Origin of the sequence: Micromonospora antibiotica (assembly GCF_017599305.1) — a bacterium.
GTDB classification, from domain to species: domain Bacteria; phylum Actinomycetota; class Actinomycetes; order Mycobacteriales; family Micromonosporaceae; genus Micromonospora; species Micromonospora antibiotica.
In genome coordinates this window covers 44,394-63,978 of record NZ_JAGFWR010000003.1, presented here as the reverse complement: position 1 = coordinate 63,978, position 19,585 = coordinate 44,394, and the positions used below count along the sequence as shown (strand labels likewise).

At 75.9% G+C, this 19,585-nt stretch carries 17 protein-coding genes and 1 pseudogene; 15 read left to right on the top strand and 3 right to left on the bottom strand.

What is annotated here, in order from left to right; all coding sequences use genetic code 11:
- Positions 1–40: 40 nt before the first annotated feature.
- The 9 genes and pseudogenes from JQN83_RS08520 to JQN83_RS08480 all read left to right on the top strand — a co-directional run.
- Positions 41–1,378, top strand: coding sequence for a cobyrinic acid a,c-diamide synthase CobB (locus JQN83_RS08520; RefSeq protein WP_244252092.1), 1,338 nt, complete (start codon positions 41–43; stop codon positions 1,376–1,378).
- Positions 1,379–1,446: 68 nt separating this feature from the next.
- Positions 1,447–2,235, top strand: coding sequence for a precorrin-2 C(20)-methyltransferase (gene cobI / locus JQN83_RS08515; RefSeq protein ID WP_208566811.1), 789 nt, complete (start codon positions 1,447–1,449; stop codon positions 2,233–2,235).
- Complete coding sequence (gene cobM / locus JQN83_RS08510) at positions 2,232–3,062, top strand: precorrin-4 C(11)-methyltransferase (RefSeq protein WP_208566531.1); 831 nt, start codon at positions 2,232–2,234, stop codon at positions 3,060–3,062. The genes cobI and cobM overlap by 4 nt, the downstream gene beginning before the upstream one ends.
- Positions 3,059–4,210 (top strand): cobalt-precorrin-5B (C(1))-methyltransferase, encoded by a 1,152-nt coding sequence (locus tag JQN83_RS08505; RefSeq protein ID WP_208566530.1) that lies wholly within the window; start codon positions 3,059–3,061, stop codon positions 4,208–4,210. Before cobM ends, JQN83_RS08505 begins: the two co-directional genes overlap by 4 nt.
- 158 nt (positions 4,211–4,368) lie before the next feature.
- Positions 4,369–5,652 carry a precorrin-6y C5,15-methyltransferase (decarboxylating) subunit CbiE gene (cbiE, locus tag JQN83_RS08500; RefSeq protein ID WP_208566810.1) on the top strand — a complete coding sequence of 428 codons (1,284 nt, stop codon included), beginning with the start codon at positions 4,369–4,371 and terminating at the stop codon, positions 5,650–5,652.
- A 5-nt stretch (positions 5,653–5,657) separates the two neighbouring features.
- Positions 5,658–7,412 (top strand): precorrin-3B C(17)-methyltransferase, encoded by a 1,755-nt coding sequence (gene cobJ / locus JQN83_RS08495; protein WP_208566809.1) that lies wholly within the window; start codon positions 5,658–5,660, stop codon positions 7,410–7,412.
- A gap of 68 nt (positions 7,413–7,480) precedes the next feature.
- Positions 7,481–7,687, top strand: a complete 207-nt coding sequence (locus JQN83_RS33715; RefSeq protein ID WP_208566808.1) for a DUF362 domain-containing protein — start codon at positions 7,481–7,483, stop codon at positions 7,685–7,687.
- A gap of 46 nt (positions 7,688–7,733) precedes the next feature.
- Positions 7,734–8,327 carry a precorrin-8X methylmutase gene (locus JQN83_RS08485; RefSeq protein ID WP_208566529.1) on the top strand — a complete coding sequence of 198 codons (594 nt, stop codon included), beginning with the start codon at positions 7,734–7,736 and terminating at the stop codon, positions 8,325–8,327.
- Positions 8,324–9,208 (top strand): annotated as a pseudogene (locus JQN83_RS08480) (sirohydrochlorin chelatase); the annotation flags it as partial. The gene JQN83_RS08485 and the pseudogene JQN83_RS08480, both read left to right, overlap by 4 nt.
- A 117-nt stretch (positions 9,209–9,325) precedes the next feature.
- Here JQN83_RS08480 and crcB read toward each other — a convergent pair.
- Both crcB and JQN83_RS08470 read right to left on the bottom strand, forming a co-directional pair.
- Positions 9,326–9,688 (bottom strand): fluoride efflux transporter CrcB, encoded by a 363-nt coding sequence (crcB, locus tag JQN83_RS08475; RefSeq protein ID WP_208566528.1) that lies wholly within the window; start codon positions 9,686–9,688, stop codon positions 9,326–9,328.
- The gene (locus JQN83_RS08470) at positions 9,685–10,206 is read right to left on the bottom strand and encodes a fluoride efflux transporter FluC (protein ID WP_208566527.1); all 522 of its coding nucleotides are present in this window, start codon (positions 10,204–10,206) and stop codon (positions 9,685–9,687) included. Before JQN83_RS08470 ends, crcB begins: the two co-directional genes overlap by 4 nt.
- Before the next feature lie 421 nt (positions 10,207–10,627).
- Between JQN83_RS08470 and paaI the strand changes: the two genes are divergently transcribed.
- From paaI to JQN83_RS08440, 6 genes are all read left to right on the top strand, one after another.
- Positions 10,628–11,008 carry a hydroxyphenylacetyl-CoA thioesterase PaaI gene (gene paaI / locus JQN83_RS08465; protein WP_244252086.1) on the top strand — a complete coding sequence of 127 codons (381 nt, stop codon included), beginning with the start codon at positions 10,628–10,630 and terminating at the stop codon, positions 11,006–11,008.
- A gap of 268 nt (positions 11,009–11,276) precedes the next feature.
- Entirely contained in the window at positions 11,277–12,812 is a 1,536-nt protein-coding gene (locus JQN83_RS08460; protein WP_208566526.1) for an ABC transporter substrate-binding protein, read from the top strand.
- A 9-nt stretch (positions 12,813–12,821) separates the two neighbouring features.
- Positions 12,822–13,793: an ABC transporter permease gene (locus JQN83_RS08455; protein ID WP_208566525.1), complete on the top strand. Its 972-nt coding sequence runs from the start codon at positions 12,822–12,824 to the stop codon at positions 13,791–13,793.
- Positions 13,790–14,692, top strand: a complete 903-nt coding sequence (locus JQN83_RS08450; protein ID WP_208566524.1) for an ABC transporter permease — start codon at positions 13,790–13,792, stop codon at positions 14,690–14,692. Before JQN83_RS08455 ends, JQN83_RS08450 begins: the two co-directional genes overlap by 4 nt.
- The gene (locus JQN83_RS08445) at positions 14,689–15,852 is read left to right on the top strand and encodes an ABC transporter ATP-binding protein (RefSeq protein ID WP_208566523.1); all 1,164 of its coding nucleotides are present in this window, start codon (positions 14,689–14,691) and stop codon (positions 15,850–15,852) included. The genes JQN83_RS08450 and JQN83_RS08445 overlap by 4 nt, the downstream gene beginning before the upstream one ends.
- The gene (locus JQN83_RS08440) at positions 15,849–16,865 is read left to right on the top strand and encodes an ABC transporter ATP-binding protein (RefSeq protein WP_208566522.1); all 1,017 of its coding nucleotides are present in this window, start codon (positions 15,849–15,851) and stop codon (positions 16,863–16,865) included. The genes JQN83_RS08445 and JQN83_RS08440 overlap by 4 nt, the downstream gene beginning before the upstream one ends.
- Before the next feature lie 71 nt (positions 16,866–16,936).
- On the opposite strand, the gene JQN83_RS08435 is transcribed toward JQN83_RS08440, so the two are convergent.
- Complete coding sequence (locus tag JQN83_RS08435; protein ID WP_244252054.1) at positions 16,937–19,456, bottom strand: adenylate/guanylate cyclase domain-containing protein; 2,520 nt, start codon at positions 19,454–19,456, stop codon at positions 16,937–16,939.
- Between the last annotated feature and the right edge of the window lie 129 nt (positions 19,457–19,585).

Here is a 19,585-nt window from a genome sequence, read left to right as displayed (position 1 = left end):
ACCGTCGGCCGGGCCCGCCGCGCCGGTCGGCCCGTGGGCGCTGCCCCGGCTGGTGGTCGCCGCCCCGGCCAGCGGGCACGGCAAGACCACCGTCGCCACCGGGCTACTCGCCGCGCTGCGCCGCCGGGGCCTCACGGTCAGCCCGCACAAGGTCGGCCCCGACTACATCGACCCCGGCTACCACGCGCTCGCCGCCGGCCGCCCCGGCCGCAACCTCGACCCGTGGCTGGTCGGGGAGGAGCTGATCGCCCCGCTGCTGCGGCACGGCGCGAGCGTCCCCACCCCCGCCGACGTCGCCGTGGTCGAGGGGGTGATGGGGCTGCACGACGGCGCGGTCGGCCGGGCCGGGTACGCCTCCACCGCCCACGTCGCCACGTTGATCGACGCGCCGGTGCTGCTGGTCCTGGACACCACCGCGCAGGGCCGCTCGGCTGCCGCGCTGGTCCTCGGCATGCGCGCCTTCGACCCGGCCGTACGGATCGGCGGGGTGGTCCTCAACCGGGTCGGTTCGCCCCGGCACGAGACCCTGCTGCGCGACGCGCTCGCCGAGGTGGGCGTACCGGTGCTGGGGGCGGTCACCCGGGCCGTCGAGGTGGCCGCGCCGGCCCGGCACCTGGGGCTGGTGCCGGTCGCCGAACGGGCACCGGAGTCGCTGGCCGTCGTCGACGCGCTCGCCGGGCTCGTCGCGTCCACCGTCGACCTCGACGCGGTGCTCGACCTGGCCCGCAGCGCCCCGCCGTTGACCGTGGACGCCTGGGACCCGGGCACCGCCGTCGGTGGCCCGGCCGGCGTGGACCGTCCGGTCGTCGCGGTCGCCGCCGGTGCCGCCTTCACCTTCTCGTACGCCGAGACCGCCGAACTGCTCACCGCCGCCGGGGCGACCGTGGCCCCGTTCGACCCGCTGGCCGACCCGGCCCTGCCCGCCGGCACCCGGGCCGTGGTCATCGGCGGCGGCTTCCCCGAGGTGCACGTCGAGGCGCTGAGCGACAACACCGGGCTCCGTGCCGAGCTGGCCGGCTTCGCCGGGCCGGTGGTCGCCGAGTGCGCCGGGCTGCTCTACCTCGGCCGCTCCCTGGACGGGGTGCCGATGTGCGGGCGGCTCGACCACCACGCCCGGATGTCCGGCCGGCTCACCCTCGGCTACCGCGACGCGGTCGCCGCCACCGACTCCCCGGTCCACCCCGCCGGGGAGCGGGTACGCGGCCACGAGTTCCACCGCACCGTCACCGACCCCGGGCACGGCGACCGGCCCGCCTGGCGCTGGGACGACACCGCCCACGGGTTCGTCACCGGGCAGGTGCACGCCTCCTACCTGCACACCCACTGGGCGGGTCACCCCCGGGCCGCCCGCCGACTGGTCGAGGCAGCGGCCCGGTGACCGGCGTCGGGGCGGACCACCCGCCTGTCGCCGCCACTGACCGGGCCGCGCCGACCGGGCCGGACCACCTGCCCGTCGTCGAGGGGGGCACGGGCCGGGACGCGTCGACCGGGCCGGTCACGCTGACCGGGGTGGGGGTCGGGCCGGGGGACCCGGAACTGCTCACCCTCAAGGCGGTCCGGGTGCTGGCCGAGGCCGACCTGGTGGTCGTACCGGTGCTGGACCGGCTGGCGGCGGACCCGGCGACGCCCCCCGGCCGGGCCGAGACGACGGTCCGCGCGCACGTGCCGGCGCACCGGCTGCGCCGGCTGCCGTTCGCCCTCGACGACCGGGGCGGGGTGACCGCCCGTCGGGAGGCCGCCTGGGACGCCGCGGCCCGTGCCGTGGTCGACGCGTTCGCCGCCGGGGCCCGGTCGGTCGCCTTCGCCACCATCGGCGACCCCAACGTCTACTCCACCTTCACCTACCTGGCCGACGGGGTCCGCGCGCTGCGGCCGGCGGTCGAGGTGCGGACCGTGCCCGGCGTCACCGCCATGCAGGAGTTGGCCGCGCGCAGTGGCGTCCCGCTGTGCCAGGGGCGGGAGCCGTTGACCCTGCTGCCGGCCACCGCGGGCCCGGCGCTGGTCGCCGACGCCCTCGCCGGACCCGGCACCGTCGTGGTCTACAAGGGCTGGCGGCGGCACCGGGAACTCGTCGACGAGCTGCGCCGGCACGACCGACTCGACGACGCGGTGCTCGGCTGCGGCCTCGGCCTGCCCGACGAACGGATCGGGCCGGTCGGCCCGGACGACGAGCTGCCCTACCTGTCGACGCTGCTGGTCCCGGCCCGCCGGGACGGGCGGGGAGGAAAACTGTGACGTCCACCGGAAAGGTGTGGTTCGTGGGGGCCGGGCCCGGCGCCGCCGACCTGCTCACCCTGCGCGCCGCCCGGGTGATCGCCGACGCCGACGTGGTGATCTGGGCGGCCAGCCTGGTGCACGCCGACGTGCTGGCCCACGCCCGCCCCGACGCCGAGATCGTCGACTCGTCGCAGCTGCCCATCGAGGGGGTGCTGCCGCTGTACCGGCGGGCCGCCGCCGACGGGCTGACCGTGGCCCGGATCCACTCGGGCGACCCGGCGCTGTGGGGTGCCGTGCAGGAGCAGCTCGACCTGTGCCGGGCCCTCGACCTGGCCGTGGAGATCGTCCCCGGGGTCTCCTCGTTCACCGCCGTCGCCGCGATCGTCGGCCGGGAGTTGACCATCCCCGAGGTGGCCCAGTCGGTGATCCTCACCCGGCTGGAGGGCGGCAAGACGCCGATGCCGGCGGGGGAGCGGGTCCGCGACTTCGCCCGGCACGGCACCACCATGGCGCTGTTCCTGTCCGCCGCCCGCGCCGGGCAGGCCCAGACCGAACTGCTCGCCGGCGGCTACCCGGCCGACACCCCGGTCGTGGTGGCCTACCAGGCGACCTGGCCGGACGAACTGGTGGTGCGGTGCGCCCTCGGCGACCTGGCCGCCACCGTCAAGGAACACCGGTTGTGGAAGCACACCCTGTTCCTGGTCGGGCCGGCGCTCGCCGCCACCGGCACCCGGTCGCACCTCTACCACCCCGGGCACTTCCACACCTTCCGCCGGGCCGAGCCGGCCGCCCGCGCCGAGCTGCGCCGCTCCCGGGCCACCGCAGCGGAGGACGCGACACCGTGACCCACCCCGAGCCGCCGCTGCGCGAGCCGGACCTGCCGCGTACCGCGAAGGTCCGGCCGGTGGCGTTGCGGACCGGCTGGACCACTGGCGCGTGCGCGACGGCGGCGGCGAAGGCGGCGGTGACCGCCCTGGTCACCGGCGTACCGCCGGGGGAGGTGGAGATCGGGCTGCCCGCCGGCCGGCGGGTGACCTTCGCGGTGGCCCGCTGCGACCTGACCGCCCGGCCCGAACCGACAGCGGAGGCGGTGGTGGTCAAGGACGCCGGGGACGACCCGGACGTCACCCACGGCGCGCACCTCACCGCCACCGTCGGCTGGCGACCCCGACCCGGCCTGGAACTCGCCGGTGGGGACGGCGTCGGCACCGTCACCCGCCCCGGGCTCGGCCTCGCCGTCGGCGGTCCGGCCATCAACGACACCCCCCGCCGGATGATCGGCCAGGCCGTCGCCGAGGTGGTCGACCTGACCGAGATGGGCGTACGGGTGGTGATCAGCGTGCCGGGCGGTGAGGTGATGGCCCGCAAGACCACCAACCGGCGGCTCGGCATCGTCGGCGGCATCTCGATCCTCGGCACCACCGGCGTCGTCCGGCCGTTCTCCACCGCCTCCTGGCGGGCCAGCGTGGTGCAGGCGGTGCACGTGATGGCCGCCCAGGGGCAGCGGACCGTGGTGCTGTGCACCGGCGGGCGCACCGAACGGGCCGCCCGCGCGCTGCTGCCGGAGCTGCCGGAGGTGTGTTTCGTCGAGGTCGGCGACTTCACCGGCGCGGCCGTCACCGCCGCCGTCGGTGACGCGATGACCGGGGTGGTCTTCGTCGGGATGGCCGGCAAGCTGGCCAAACTCGCCGCCGGGATCCTGATGACCCACTACACCCGGTCGAAGGTGGACCTGTCCCTGCTCGGCGCGGTCACCGCCGAGGCCGGTGGCGACGCCGATCTGGTGGCGGCGGTGCTGGCGGCCAACACCGGCCGGCACGCCTACGAGCTGTGGGAGGCCGCCGGGCTGCTGCGTCCCGCCGGTGACCTGCTCTGCGACCGGGTCCGTCAGGTGCTGCGCCGCTTCGCCGGGCCGGCGCTCACCGTCGACGTGGCGATGGTCGACTTCACCGGCGACCACCTGGTCGCCTCGTCCGGCCGGTGGCCGGCGTGACCCGCCCGGAGCCGGTGGCCGGTGTGACGCGTCCGGAGCCGGTGGCCGGTGTGACGCGTCCGGAGCCGGTGGCCGGTGTGACGCGTCCGGAGCCGGTGCCTGGCGGGACCGGGGCGGAGTCGCTCGTCGGGGTGCCGGAGCCGGTCGTGGTGGTGGGGATGGACGCGGCCGGCCGGCCGTTGCCCCCGTCGGCGGTGGCCGCCCTGGCCGGGGCCGGGTTGGTCGTCGGGGCGGCCCGGCACCTGGCGGCCGTGCCGGTGCCGCCCGGTGCCGACACCGTCACCCTCGGCCCGCTCGCCCCGGCGCTGGACCGGCTCGCCGCCGCGCACGCCGCCGGGCAGCCGGCCGTCGTGCTGGCCAGCGGCGACCCCGGGTTCTTCGGCGTGGTACGCCGGCTGCGCGCCGCCGGACTGCCGGTCCGGGTGCTGCCGGCGGTGTCCAGTGTGGCCGCCGTCTTCGCCCGCGCCGGGCTCGACTGGGACGGTGCGGTGGTGGTCACCGCCCACGGCCGGGAGTTGGGTCCCGCGCTCAACGCCTGCCGGGCGTTGCCCGCCGTCGCCGTGCTCACCGCGCCGGACGCCGGGGCGGCCGAGATCGGGGCCGGTCTGGCCGGCTGGTCCCGCCGCCTGGTGGTCGCCGAACACCTCGGTACCCCCGCCGAGCGGGTCACCTGGACCACCCCGCAGGGGGCCGCGACCCGGGCCTGGGCCGACCCGCACGTCCTGCTCAGCCTGGCCGCGACCGACGGTGACCCCGGGGTGCGGCCCGCCCGGCGTCCCGGCACCGCCGAGCGGGGCGAGGTCGCCGGCCGGTCGGGTGACACCGGTCCGGCCGGCGATGACGCTCCGGTCCGGGTCGGGCGGGTGCGGGCGGACAACCAGCCGGCCGCCGCACCCGTCGGGGGCTGGGCGCTGCCCGAGTCCGCGTACCGGCACCGGGACTCGATGATCACGAAGGCCGAGGTGCGGGCCCTGGCCGTCGCCCGGTTGCGGCCCCGGCTCGGTCGTCTGGTCTGGGACATCGGCGCGGGCAGTGGATCGGTGGGCATCGAGTGCGCGTTGCTCGGTGCGGCGGTGATCGCCGTGGAACGGGACCCGACGGCACCGGTCGCCGGCAACGCCGCCCGGCACGGCGTCGACGTCCGGGTGGTGACCGGTGACGCGCCGGCCGTCCTCGCCGGGTTGCCCGATCCGGATGCCGTCTTCGTCGGCGGCGGGGGGACCGACGTGCTGAGCGCCGTCGCCGACCGCCGCCCCGACCGGGTGGTGGTCACCCTCGCCGCCCTGGACCGGGTCGCCCCGGCCGTGCACCTGCTGCGCCGCGCCGGCTACACGGTGACGGGCAGCCAGCTCACCGCCGCCCGCCTCGCCGACCTGCCCGGCGGATCCATCCGACTCGCGGCCACCAACCCGGTGGTCGTCCTCACCGGGGAGCGTCAGTGACCGGCATCGCAGTACACCGGCACCGGGACACGCCCGGCACCGGCCCGCACCGGATCGGACTCGTCGCGGCCACCGCCGCCGGTCGCCGGCACGCCCGCACCCTGGCCGCCGCCTGGCCGCACGCCCGGCTCGTCGAGGCCGACGGGGTCGCCGACGCGCTGCGGACGGCCTGGACGGAGTACGACGCGGTGGTGGCGTTCCTGGCCACCGGCGCGGTGGTGCGGGTGCTGGCGCCACTGCTCGGGGACAAGCGCACCGACCCGGCGGTGGTGGTGGTCGACGAGGCCGCCCGGCACGCCGTCGCCCTGCTCGGCGGCCACGCGGGGGGTGCGAACACGCTCGCCGTCGAGGTGGCTGCGGTGCTCGACGCCCGGCCGGTGGTCACCACCGCCACCGACGCGGTCGACCTGCCCGGCCTGGACACCCTCGGCTGGCCGGTCGAGGGGGCGGTCGCTGCGGTGTCCCGGGCGATCCTCGACGGCGAACCGGTCCGGCTGGTCACCGACGCGGTGTGGCCACTGCCCGCCCTGCCGCCGAACGTCCACCGGGAACCGCCCGCCGGGGAACACCGGGCCGTCGGGCCCGACCAGGAGGGCGGGTACCGGGTGCTGGTCACCGACCGGGTCGTGCCGGTCGACGACCGTACCGTCGTGCTGCGGCCGCCGTCCCTGGTCGCCGGGGTGGGATCGAGCCGGGGGGTGCCCGCCGCCGAGGTCGAGGTGCTGCTGCGCCGGGCGCTCGCCGACGCCGGCTTGAGCCCGGCCAGCCTGAGCTGCCTGGCCAGCGTGGACGTGAAGGCCGACGAGGAGGGCATCCGGGCCACCGCCGACGCGCTCGGCGTACCGCTGCGGACCTGGCCGGCGGCGGAGCTGGCGACGGTCGACGTGCCGCACCCCAGCGAGGTGGTCCGGGCTGCCGTCGGCACGCCCAGCGTCGCCGAGGCGGCGGCGTTGCGCGACGGCGGCACCCTGCTGGTGCCCAAGACCGCCTCGGCGATGGCCACCGTCGCGGTCGCCCGGCACGCCCCGCGCGGCCGGTTGGCGATCGTCGGCCTGGGCCCCGGCGCGGCTGACCTGCGTACCCCGCGCGCCGTCGCCGAGCTGCGCCGGGCCGCCGTGGTCGTCGGCCTCGACCAGTACGTCGACCAGGTCCGTGACCTGCTGCGGCCGGGCACCCGGGTGCTGGCCAGCGGGCTCGGCGCGGAGGAGGAACGGGCCCGCAGCGCCGTCGTCGAGGCCACCGCCGGGCAGGCCGTGGCGCTGATCGGCTCCGGCGACGCCGGGGTGTACGCGATGGCCAGCCCCGCCCTGGAGTACGCCGACGAGCGGATCGACGTGGTCGGGGTGCCCGGGGTGACCGCCGCGCTGGCCGCCGCCGCCCTGCTCGGTGCGCCGATCGGCCACGACCACGTCTACCTGAGCCTGTCCGACCTGCACACCCCGTGGGCGGTGATCGAACGACGGGTCGCCGCCGCCGCCGAGGCGGACCTGGTGGCGCTGCTCTACAACCCGCGTAGCCGGGCCCGGGACTGGCAGCTCGGCGCGGTGCTGGCGACGTTCGCCGCGCACCGCCCGCCACAGACCCCGGTCGGGGTGGTACGCAACGCCAGCCGACCCGACGAGCGGGTCCACCTGGCCACCCTCGCCACCTTCGACCCGAGCGTGGTCGACATGTACGGGCTGGTGGTGGTGGGCAGTTCGCAGACCCGACTGGTCGGTGGCCGGATGGTCACCCCCCGGGGTTACCGGTGGCGCGGATGACCCCCGCGGTGCCCCCGCCCGACCTGGTCGCCGTCGTCCCGCCCGCGGTGGATCCGCCGTTCACCGCAGTGGACGGCCCGGCCACGGCACCGGTGTCCATCGACGCCTGCCAGGGCTGCGGGGCCTGCCTGCTCACCTGCCCCACCCACGCGATCCGTCCGGTGCCCGGCGGCCTGACCGTCCGGGCCGACCGTTGCACCGGCTGCCTGGAGTGCCTGGAGGTCTGCCCGGTGGACGCCATCCGGACCGTCACCGACCGACGAGGAGCACCATGACCAGTACCCACCCGGCCCGCCACCGGCCCACCCCGGGGGGTGGTCGGTGAGCCGGGTCGTCCACCCGATCGAGCAGGAGTCGTACCGGATCCTGCGTGAGCGGGTCGACCTGGGCGGCCTGCCGCCGCTGACCCGGGCGGTCGTCGAGCGGGTGGTGCACGCCAGCGCCGACCTCGACTACGTCACCGACCTGGTCTGCGACGAGGTGGCGCTGGCCGGCGGGCTGGCCGCACTGCGGGCCGGGGCGCCGATCGTCACCGACGTGGCGATGGTGGCCGCCGGGATCACCAACGCCGGGCGGGAGATCGTCTGCCCGGTCGCCGACCCGGCCGCCGCCGCGCTGGCCCGGGAGACCGGCCTGACCCGGTCGGCGGCGGCCGTGCGGATCGCCCGGGACCGGGTCGGCCCGGGGGCGGTCTGGGTGGTCGGCTGCGCGCCGACGGCCCTGGTCGAACTGATCGGCGTGGCCGCCGACCCGGCTCTGGTGGTCGGGTTGCCGGTCGGCTTCGTCGGGGCCGCCGAGTCCAAGGCGGCGTTGCGGGCCAGTGGCCTGCCCGCCGTGTCCAACATCGGCGAGAAGGGTGGCTCGGCGGTCGCCGCCGCCGCCCTCAACGCCCTGCTCTACCTGGAGGAAACATGACCGCTCTGGTCATCGTCGGACACGGCACGCGCAGCGCGGCCGGGGTCGACCAGTTCGCCGCGCTCGTCGACCGGGTCCGGGACCGGGCGGGGGCCGTCGTCGGCGACGTCGAGGGCGGCTTCATCGAGCTGTCCCGGCCGCCGCTGACCGACGCGGTGACCGCGCTGGTCGCGAAGGGGCACCGGGCGCTGGTCGCGTTGCCGCTGGTGCTCACCGCCGCCGGCCACGGCAAGGGCGACATCCCGGCCGCGATGGCCCGCGAGCAGGAACGCCACGCCGGCCTGACCTACCGGTACGGGCGACCGCTCGGCCCGCACCCGCTGCTGCACACCGTGCTGGAGCAGCGGATCGACGCGGCACTGGCCGGGGCCGACCGGGCCGGCACCTGGGTGGCGTTGATCGGGCGGGGCGCCACCGACCCGGACGCCAACGCCGAGGTGGCGAAGGTGGCCCGGCTGCTGTGGGAGGGGCGCGGCTACGCCGGGGTCGAACCGGGGTTCATCTCGCTGGCCGAGCCGTCCGTGCCGGCGGTGCTCGACCGGTTACGCCGCCTCGGTGCCCGCCGGATCGTGGTCGCGCCGTACTTCCTGTTCGCCGGGGTGCTGCCGGACCGGATCGTGGCGCAGTCGCAGGCGTACGCCGCCGACCATCCCGAGCTCGACATCCGGGTCGCGGAGCTGATCGGTGACTGCGACGCCCTGGCCGACCTGGTGCTGGAGCGGTACGCCGAGGCGCTGCGCGGGGACATCCGGATGAACTGCGACACCTGCGCCTACCGGGTGCTGATGCCGGGGTTCGCCGACAAGGTGGGCCGCCCGCAGACCCCCCACGACCACCCCGACGACCCGGTCGACGGCCACGGCCACCATCATCACCACCATGGGCACGCCCACGACCACCACGCCCACGACGACGCCCACACCCACGACGACGCCCACGACCACGGTCAGCGGCGGGCCGCGCCGGACGCGACCCCGGTCCGCTGAGGGTGCCCGCGGTCAGCCGGCGAGCGCTCGGGCCAGGGCGAAACCGAGGGTCGCCGCACCCAACCCGGCGACCACGCTGACCAGGGCGTTGGCCACCGCGTGCCACCGGTCGCCGGCCCGGGCCAGCCGGACGGTCTCGTAGCCGAACGTCGACCAGGTGGTCAGTGCGCCGCAGAAGCCGGTGCCGACCAGCGCGGTCACGGCGGGCCCGGCGGGCATCCCGACCACCGCGCCGAGCAGCAGCGAACCGGCGACGTTGACGGTCAGCGTCCCCCACGGGAAGCGGGAGTCGTGCCAGGCCTGCACGGCCCGGTCGGTGAGGTAGCGCAGCGGCGCACCCAGCGCCGCGCCGAGCGCGATCAGCAACACGGTCACCGGGGAACCTCCCCGTCCACCCGACCCGCTCCCGGCGGTGGTCCGTCCCGTCCCGGCCCCCGCGCCAGCAGTCGGGTGGCCAGGGCGTCACCGGCGGCGACCGCCAGCAGCCCGCCGACCAGGGTGGCGACCAGGTAGGCCAACGCCGTCGGGGCGGCCCCGGCGTCCAGCGCCCGGTGCACGTCGACCACGTAGGCGGAGAAGGTGGTGAAACCGCCGAGCACACCGACCCCGAGGAACGGCCGGACCAGCGGGCCGACCCGACGCCGGCCGAGCACCGCCATCAGCGCGCCGATCAGCAGGCAACCGGTGACGTTCACGGCAAAGGTGGACCAGGGGAATCCGGTCGAGGTGTGCGGCAGGGCGGCCTGCACCCCGGCGCGGGCCAGCGCCCCGAGGACCCCGCCGACGGCGATCGCACCCAGCACGGTCGCCGGCCGCGCGGTCAGCTCGCTCCGGTCAGCCGGCACGCGCAGGTCGACGTCGGGATCGACGCGACGCGGTACCCCCTGCGTCATCAGGACCTCCCCACCAGCACCCGGACCACTGGCAGGGACCGTTGGCGTCTCCGACGCGGTTCTCCCGGTCCGACCGGGACGGCGGGCCCCACCGCCGACACGTCCGTGAGCATAGCCCGACCGGACGGCCCCCACCGCGAAAGGAGGCGGAGGCCGGGGGCCACCCCCGCCCCCACGTCCGGGTGGCGACCGACCCGTCCGCGTACGGTCGGCAGCGGCAGCCGGTAGCCCGTGCCGGCCGCCGCTGCCGTGACCCCAGGAGGAACCCGTGCCGGACCGCAGCCCACCCCCCGGCGCACCCGCCCCGACCGAGGGGACCGACGGCGACAGCACCGGTCGGGTGCCGCGTGGCGACAGCACCGGTCGGGTGCCCGGGCGGGTGCCGCGTGGCGATGGTGCCGGGCGGACGGCCGCCCACGACATGTTCGACGCCGACGTGGCCTCCCGGGGGCTCGGCATCGAGCTGGTCTCGGCCGGGGACGGTGTGGCGGTGGCCCGGATGCGGGTGACCGCCGGGATGGTCAACGGGCACCGGATCGGCCACGGCGGTTTCGTCTTCCTGCTCGCCGACACCGCCTTCGCGCTGGCCTGCAACACCCACGGCCCGGCCACCGTCGCGGCCGGCGGCGAGATCAGTTTTCTGCGCCCGGTCCGCGAGGGCGACCTGCTGACCGCGTACGCCACCGAACGCGTCAGGTACGGCCGCAGCGGCATCTACGACGTCACCGTGACCCGGGGCGACGAGGTGGTGGCCGAGTTCCGGGGGCGCAGCCGCACCCTCGCCCGACCCGCCGACGACTGACCGGTGGCCCAGGGTTCGGCAGGTCCACAGTGGGTAACAGGGTGGTACGGCAGTGGTCCGTGGTGCACCCTCCACGGGTGACGGCCCGACCCCTCGGCGCGGTGCGGCCGGTTCGCCGCCGAGGGTGCCGCAGTCCTCTCCGGACGGTCACGGCACCGCGCTGATTCCTCCAAAATCACCCTACTTTGCCGGGATTTATTGACATCGCTCCACCTGGCGGAGAAGACTCGCTCTCTGATCTGCCAGGCGACGAAGGGTGACCGAGTCCATGACCAGATCGAGGATCATCGCGGCGGCGCTCGCCGTCGCCCTGACCGGGCTGGCCGGGTGCAGCGCCGGAGAGAGCGTCGACGTGGACGGCGGGTCCACCGCCGCCGGGTCGGCCGGTGGCACGCTCACCGCCGCGATCGGCGGCGAACCGGACCAGCTCGACCCGCACCGGACGTCGGCCTACTACAGCTTCCAGGTCCTGGAGAACGTCTACGACACCCTCGTCGAGCCGGACGCCGACCTCAAGATGGGGCCCGCGCTGGCCGCGAAGTGGACGACCAGCAGCGACCAGCTCACCTGGACGTTCACCCTCCGCGAGGGCGTGCGGTTCTCCGACGGGTCGCCGCTGACCGCGCAGGACGTCGTCTACTCGTACCAGCGGATCATCAACGAGAAGCTGAACGCGGCGTACAAGTTCGCCACCGTCAAGACCGTGACCGCGCCCGACCCGGCCACCGTGGTGATCACGCTGACCGCGCCCACCCCCAACCTGCTGGCCAACCTCGGCGGCTTCAAGGGCGTCGCGATCGTCCAGCGGTCCAACGTGGAGTCCGGTGCGATCAAGACCCGGCCGGTGGGCAGCGGCCCGTTCACGGTGGCCTCCTACACCTCCGGCGACACCATCAAACTGACCCGCAACGACGCCTACTGGGGGCCGAAACCGAAGCTCGACGGGGTCACCTTCACCTTCGTCAAGGACCCGACGGTGGCCCTGCAGAACCTGCGCGGCGGTGAGGTGCAGTGGACCGACAACCTGCCACCGCAGCAGGTGCCGGCCCTCAAGGAGGACGGCGCGGTGACCGTCGCCACCACCCCCTCGACCGACTACTGGTACCTCGCCCTCAACGAGGCACGCAAACCGTACGACGACGTGAACGTGCGCCGGGCCGTCGCGTTCGCCCTGGACCGGGAGGCGATCACCAAGGCCGCCAAGTTCGGGCAGGCCACCGCCAACCAGACCGCCATCCCCAAGGGCAGCTCCTGGTACTACGACTACACGCCGTACCGGCACGATCCGGACCAGGCCCGGCAACTGCTCGGCCAGGCCGGCGTCACCGGCCGCACCCTGGACCTGATGGTCACCAGCGAGTACCCGGAGACGGTCACCGCCGCCCAGGTGATCGCCGCCCAGTTGAAGGACGTCGGGATCACCGTGAAGATCCGTACCCTGGACTTCGCCCAGTGGCTCGACGAGCAGGGCAAGGGCAACTTCGACGCGTTCCTGCTCGGCTGGCTGGGCAACATCGACCCGGACGAGTTCTACTACGCCCAGCACCGCACCGGCGGCACGTTCAACTTCCACGGGTACAGCAACCCCGCCGTCGACACCCTGCTCGACCAGGCCCGCACCCAGACCGACGAGGGCGTACGCCGACAGACGTACGAGCGGGCGGCGAAGCAGATCGTCGACGACGCCAGCTACATCTACCTCTACAACCCGGACGTGGTGCAGGGCTGGTCGGCGAAGGTCACCGGCTACCAGGTCCGCACCGACCGGGCGATCCGGTTCCGCGACGTTACCCTGAACCGCTGAGGGGGCGAGGTGGGACGCTTCGTCCTGCGGCGGCTGCTCCAGTCGGTCGTCGTCCTGCTCGGGGTGACCCTGGTGGTCTTCCTGCTGCTGCAACTGGTCCCCGGCGACCCGGTCCGGGTCGCCCTCGGCACCCGCTTCGACCAGCAGACCTACGACGCGTTGCGGGAACGCTCCGGGTTGGACCGTCCACTGGTGGTGCAGTACCTCAGCTACGTCGGCCACGCGCTCACCGGTGACCTCGGGGTCAGCTTCCGCAGCGGCCAGCCGGTCACCACGATCGTGCTGGAACGACTCCCCGCCACCCTGTCCCTGGCGGTGACCGCCGTGCTCCTCGCCCTGCTGGTCGCCTTCCCGCTCGGTGTGCTCTCCGCGGTGCGCAGCGGCTCGTTCGTCGACCACGCCGCCCGGGTGTTCAGCCAGTTCGGCGTGTCCGTCCCCGACTTCTGGACGGGCATCATGGGCATCCTGCTCTTCGCCGGGGTGCTCGGCTGGCTGCCCCCGTCGGGCTACGTCGCGCTCACCGACGACCCGGCCGGCTGGGCGTCGCACGTGGCCCTGCCGGCGACCGCCGTCGGCCTGGTCACCGCCTCCATCCTCACCCGGTTCATCCGTTCCTCGGTGCTGGAGGTGCTCGCCGAGGACTACGTGCGCACCGCCGAGGCCAAGGGGCTGCGCCGCCGGGTGGTGGTCGTCCGGCACGTGCTGCGCAACGCGCTGATCCCGGTGGTCACGGTGGTCGGGGTGCAGCTGGCCAGCCTGGTCGGCGGGGTGCAGCTGGCCAGCCTGGTCGGCGGGGTGATCGTGATCGAGGTGCTGTTCGCCTGGCCCGGCATCGGTCGGCTCACCTACGACGCCGTGCAGGCCCGGGACTATCCGGTGCTGCAGGGTGCGGTGCTCTTCGTGGCCACCCTGTTCCTGCTGACGAACCTGCTGGTGGACGTCCTCTACGCCCGCCTCGACCCGAGGATCAGGCTGCGATGAGCGCCGACCACCCGGCGGCGACGGTCACCGAGCCGGGCACCGTGCGGCGCACGGTGACCGCGCTGCGGCACGACCCGCCGGCCGTCGCCGGCACGGTCGTCCTGCTGGTCCTGCTGGTCGTCGGACTGGCCGGGCAGTGGCTCGCGCCGGCCGGGACCAACGACGTGGACGTCGACCAGATGCTGCGCCCACCCAGCGGCGCACACCCGTTCGGCACCGACGAGTTGGGCCGCGACGTGCTCAGCCGGGTGCTGGTGGCGGCCCGGGTGTCGTTGCAGGTGGGCCTGGTCAGCGTCGGCATCGCCCTGGCCGTCGGGGTGAGCGTCGGCCTGCTCGCCGGCTGGTACGGCGGCTGGGCGGACAACCTCCTGATGCGCGGCATGGACGTGCTCTTCGCGTTCCCGGTCCTGCTGCTCGCCGTGGCGATCGTCGCGGTGCTCGGCCCCGGGCTGGTCACCGCGATGGTCGCCGTCGGGGTGGTCTACACCCCGATCTTCGCCCGGGTGACCCGGGCCAGTGTGCTCGCCGTGCGGGAGCAGGTGTTCGTCCGGGCCGCCGTCTCCATCGGCGCCTCCGACCTGCGCATCCTGCGCCGGCACGTGCTGCCCAACATCGCTGCCCCGCTGATCGTGCAGACCTCGCTGTCGCTGGCCTTCGCGATCCTGTCCGAGGCGGCGCTGTCCTTCCTCGGGCTCGGCGTCCAGCCACCCGCGCCGGCCTGGGGCCGGATGCTCTACGACGGGCGCGGGTTCGTCACCGACGCCTGGTGGCTGGGGTTCTTCCCCGGCGCGGCGATCTTCCTGACCGTCCTCGCCTTCAACCTGGTCGGTGACGCGCTGCGGGACGTGCTCGACCCGCGTCAGCTCACCGTCAGCGAGGCCCGCAGGAGCAGCCGATGAACGCGCCCGTCGTACCGTCGCCCCGGGCCGCCGGGGACGCGCCGGTGCTGGCCATCGACGACCTGACGGTGACCCTCGGCACCCGCAACGGTCCCGCCCGTGCGGTCGCCGGCGTCGACTGGTCGGTGGCCCCCGGCCGGACCCTCGCCCTGGTCGGCGAGTCCGGCAGCGGCAAGAGCATGACCGTGCTCGCCGCCACCGGCCTGGCCCCGCGCTCCGCCACCGTCACCGGCCGGGTCCGGCTGCTCGGCCGGGAGTTGACCACCATGTCCGAGCCGGAGCGCCGCCGGTGGCGTGGCCGGCACGTCGGTTTCGTCTTCCAGGACCCGATGACCACCCTCAACCCGGTGCTGACCGTCGGCCGCCAGGTCACCGAGGCGTGCGAGGAGCACCTCGGGATGAGTCGGCGGCAGGCCCGGGCCCGCGCCGTCGAGCTGCTCGACCTGGTCGGCATCCCGGCCCCCGACCGCAGGGTGGACGCGCACCCGCACCAGTTCTCCGGGGGGATGCGGCAACGGGTCGTCATCGCGATGGCGCTGGCCTGCGAACCGGAGCTGCTCATCGCCGACGAGCCGACCACCGCGTTGGACGTCACCACCCAGGCGCAGATCGTCGAGCTGGTCGCCGACCTGCGACGCCGGCTCGGCACCGCCGTCGTCTGGATCACCCACGACCTCGGGGTGGTGGCCGGGATCGCCGACACCGTCGCGGTGATGTACGGGGGCCGGATCGTCGAGCAGGGACCGGTCGACGCGGTGTTCGGCGCACCGGGGCACCCGTACACCCGGGCCCTGCTGGCCGCCCGGCCACGGCCCGGCGCGGCGGGGGAGGAGCTGGCCGCGATTCCCGGTGCGCCGCCCAGCCCGCTCGCCCTGCCGGATGGTTGCGCGTTCTGGCCCCGCTGCCCGGTCCGGGGCGACGCGCGTTGCGCACACGAACTGCCCCCGCTGACGCCGATCACCCCCGGGCACCGGGTCCGCACCTTCTATCCCCTCCCGGACGGCCCGTCCACGGGGGACGGCCCGTCCACGGGGGACGGCCCGTCCACGGGGGACGGCCCGTCCATCGGCGGCGGCCCGTCCATCGGCGGCGGCCCGGCCACGGGGGACGGCCGGCGCGTGTCCGGTGACCGCGAGCAGCTCCACCGGGAGGATCGATGAGCACCGCGACCGTCGCCGAGATCGACGACCTGACGGTCTGGTTCCCCAGCTCCGGTGGCCCACCGGTGCGCGCGGTGGACGGGGTGTCGCTGACCGTACGGGCCGGCGAGACCCTCGGCCTGGTGGGGGAGTCGGGCAGCGGCAAGTCGACCACGGGCCTGGCGCTGCTGCGGCTGGTCGACCCGACGACCGGGCGGATCAGGGTCGGTGGGCAGGACGTCACCGGGTGGTCGCGGCGCCGCCTGCGCGGGCTGCGCCGCCGGGTGGCGATGGTGTTCCAGGACCCGCAGGCGTCGCTGGACCCGCGCCTGACCGTCGGTGCGAGCATCACCGAACCGCTGGTCGTGCACCGGTTGGCCGGCTCCGCCGACGCCCGCCGACGTCGGGTCGCCGAACTGCTCGACCTGGTGGGGCTGCGACCGGAGACGGCCGGTCGGCACCCGCACGAACTCTCCGGCGGCCAGCGTCAGCGGGTCGGGATCGCCCGCGCGCTGGCCGGTGAACCCGACCTGATCGTCCTCGACGAACCGATCGCGTCGCTCGACCTGAGCGTGCAGGCACAGATCATGAACCTGCTGCGCCGGCTGCAACGGGACCTCGGGTTGACCTACCTGTTCATCGCGCACGACCTGGCCGCGGTGGAACACCTCAGTGACCGGATCGCGGTGATGTACCTGGGGCGGATCGTGGAGACGGGCACCCCGGCGCAGCTCTGGCGGGAGCCGGCGCACCCGTACACGGCGGCGTTGCTGTCGGCGGTCCCGGTGGCCGATCCCCGGGTGGAGCGCGACCGGCGGCGGATCATCCTCAGTGGTGAACTGCCCAGCCCGACCGACCCGCCGAGCGGCTGCCGGTTCCGGACCCGCTGCCCGCAGGCGCGTGCCGCCTGCGCCGGGACCGACCCGCCCATGGTCGAGGTGGCCCCCGGCCACCGTGCCGCCTGCCTCTACGCCGGGGAGGCGGTCCGGGCCATGGCTGCCGATCCGCCCCCGGTCACCGGGGCACCCCGCTGACGAGGCGGTGGGTGCTCGGACCGGGCGGATCCGGCACGGCCGACGGGTCAGGGGCGGCCGACTGCCGACGGTCAGGCGGCCTGGGCCGGTAACGGTACGGCGGTGCGGGGCACCCCTTCCCCCCGTCGCCGCCCGCCGGTCGTCGGCGGGCGGCCGGTCGGTACGCCGGTCCCGCGCGAGGGCAGCGGCACGACGACGCCACCCGGGCCCGGCAACCCGGGGTCGACGGGTCGGGCGGCGGACCCGCCGGGCACCCCCGCCCACCGGTCGTCCCGCGTCGAGCCGGCGCGCGGTCGCCCGATGGCGGTGCCCGGCATCAGACCGGCCGGCGGCGGACCCGTCGGGCCGGCTGCGATCAGCACGGACCCTGGTTCCGGGCAGCCCACGACCCCCGGTCGGGGCCCGCCGCCGTCGGGAAGGACGGTCCCCGGTCGGGGCCCGCGGCCGTCGGGATGGGCGGCCACCGGCCCCGGACCTCCGGTGGCGGGGACCGCGACTGCCGGCCGCGGCCGGCCGGTCCTGCTCCCGGTGGCGGATGCGGCGGTGGCGGCGGGGAGCGGAGCGCGGTGGGGGGTGGCTGCCTGCCATCGGGCTTCCCGACCCTGCGGCGAGCTGACCGTGGCCAAGACCGGCCCGGGGTCGACCGGCAGACCGGCCCCGACCGACCAGCCGGTACCGGTGCGGTGCCGGGTCCCGGCCGGCCGGGCGACGCCGGTCCGCCGGTCGGCCCCGGCCCGTCGGAAGCTCTGCGCGCGCCGGGCCGTCCCGGTCCGCCGGACGGCCCCGGCGGACCGGGTGGCCTCCGCGCGCCGGGCGAACTCGGCGCGCAGCATCCGGGGTAGCCGGTCGTACGCGCAGCGGCGCAGGGCGGGGTCGACGATGACGTGCCCGCCGTGGGAACCGGACCGGACCAGCCCGGCGTCGGTGAGTCGACGCAACGCCTGCGCCGCCCGGCCCGCCGCCCAGCCGAGCAGCACGTCGACCGCCGACGCGGCGAACTCCCCGTCGAGGGTCGCCGCGGCCATCAGGACCGCCCGGTGCGGGCCGTCACACCGGTCCAACCGGGCGGCGGCGCGACGTCGCAGCGGTTCGGGCAGGGGCGGCTCGGTCGGGCGCACCGACGGGTCACCGGTCGGGAGCGCCGACGGGTCACCGGTCGGGAGCGCCGACGGGTCACCGGTCGGGAGCGCCGACGCGTGGACGTAGGCGGTTGCGTAACCGGGACGGCCGGCGACCAGCGGCACCATCCGGGCGGCCGACGCGACCGGCTGACCGGCGTGGGCGAGCAGCAGACGCAGCAACCGGCCGCTGTGGAGGGTGCCCAGCGGCGCCAACTCCACCCGGTGGTGTCCGCCCGCCGGCGCGGGGACGTGGTCCGCCCGGTCGGGCCGGTGGGTGGCCAGCACCGCCAGCGGCAGTCCCCGGGCGGTCGCGGCGGCGAACAGCGAGTGCAGGAAGTGGCCCAGTTCGGGGGCCGCCCGGTCCAGGTCGTCCACGCCGACCACCACCGGCCGGCGGGCGGCCAGGGCGAGCAGCACCCGGCGCACCGCCGCCGCCCCGGCGACCGCCGACCGGTCCGGCGCGTCCAGCAGCGCGGTGAGCGCCGCCACCGTCGCCGGGACCTGACCCGCCGGGACCAGCCCGTCGACCAGGGCGGCCAGCTGTGCCGCGACGGTCCCCGCCGCGTCGTCGGCCGGTCGCCCCAGCAGGTCCCGCAGCAGCTCCGCGACCGGCCCGAACACCTGCTCCGGGTGCGGCGGGCAGTGCCCCACCGCCCAGCGCACCGGCGTGCCGTCGACCGTCGGTAGCCGGTGGCGCAGCTCGGCCAGCAGCCGGCTGCGGCCGATGCCGTCCGGGCCGACCAGGGCCACCCACCGTGGACGGTGTTCCCGGGCGACCCGGGTGAGCTGTTCGACGGCGGTCGCGAGTTCACGGCGTCGGCCGACCAGCGGACCGTGGTGGCGGGGTGGGCGCGGGTTCGCCGTGCGGGTGACCTGCCAGACGTCGACCGGCCGTGCCTTGCCGGTGAGCGCTGCGGGGGCGAGGGCGTGCTGCTCGACCAGGCCGGCGGTGGCCCGGTGGGTGGCCGCGCAGACGACCACGCCGCCCGGCGGGGCGTACTCCTGGATGCGGGCGGCGGTGGTGAGGACGGCGCCGGAGGCCATGCCGTGGCCACCGTCGCGGGCGGCGGCCAGGTCGACCACCGCCTCGCCGGTGGCGACACCCACCCGGACCCGCAGCGTCACCCCACCGGGCAGCTCGCGGCGCTCCAGCGCGGCCTGGATCTCCAGGGCGGCCCGCACCGCCCGGTAACCGTCGAGGCCATCGGAGGTACGCGCCCCGAACAACGCCATCACCGCGTCGCCGACGTACTTCTCGACCGTGCCCTGCCAGCGGCGCAGCACCCCGGCGACGGTGTCGAAGTAGGCGGACTGCACCGCCCGGACGTCCTCCGGGTCGAGCCGTTCGGTCAGCGCGGTCGAGCCGACGATGTCGGCGAAGAGCACGGTCAGCGTTCGGCGTTCCTGCGGGACCGGCCAGGGCGTCGTGGTGACGTCTTCCCGACCGGTACCGACCGTGGACAGTGGCATCCCACCCACCCTTCCTCCGCAGTGGTCTGATGACTTCCGGAGAGTGTCACCACCGGTAGGACGGGGGATCTGCCGAACGACGTATGTCGGCGGGCGACCACCTTTAGTCGCAAACTCGACGCGAGAGGT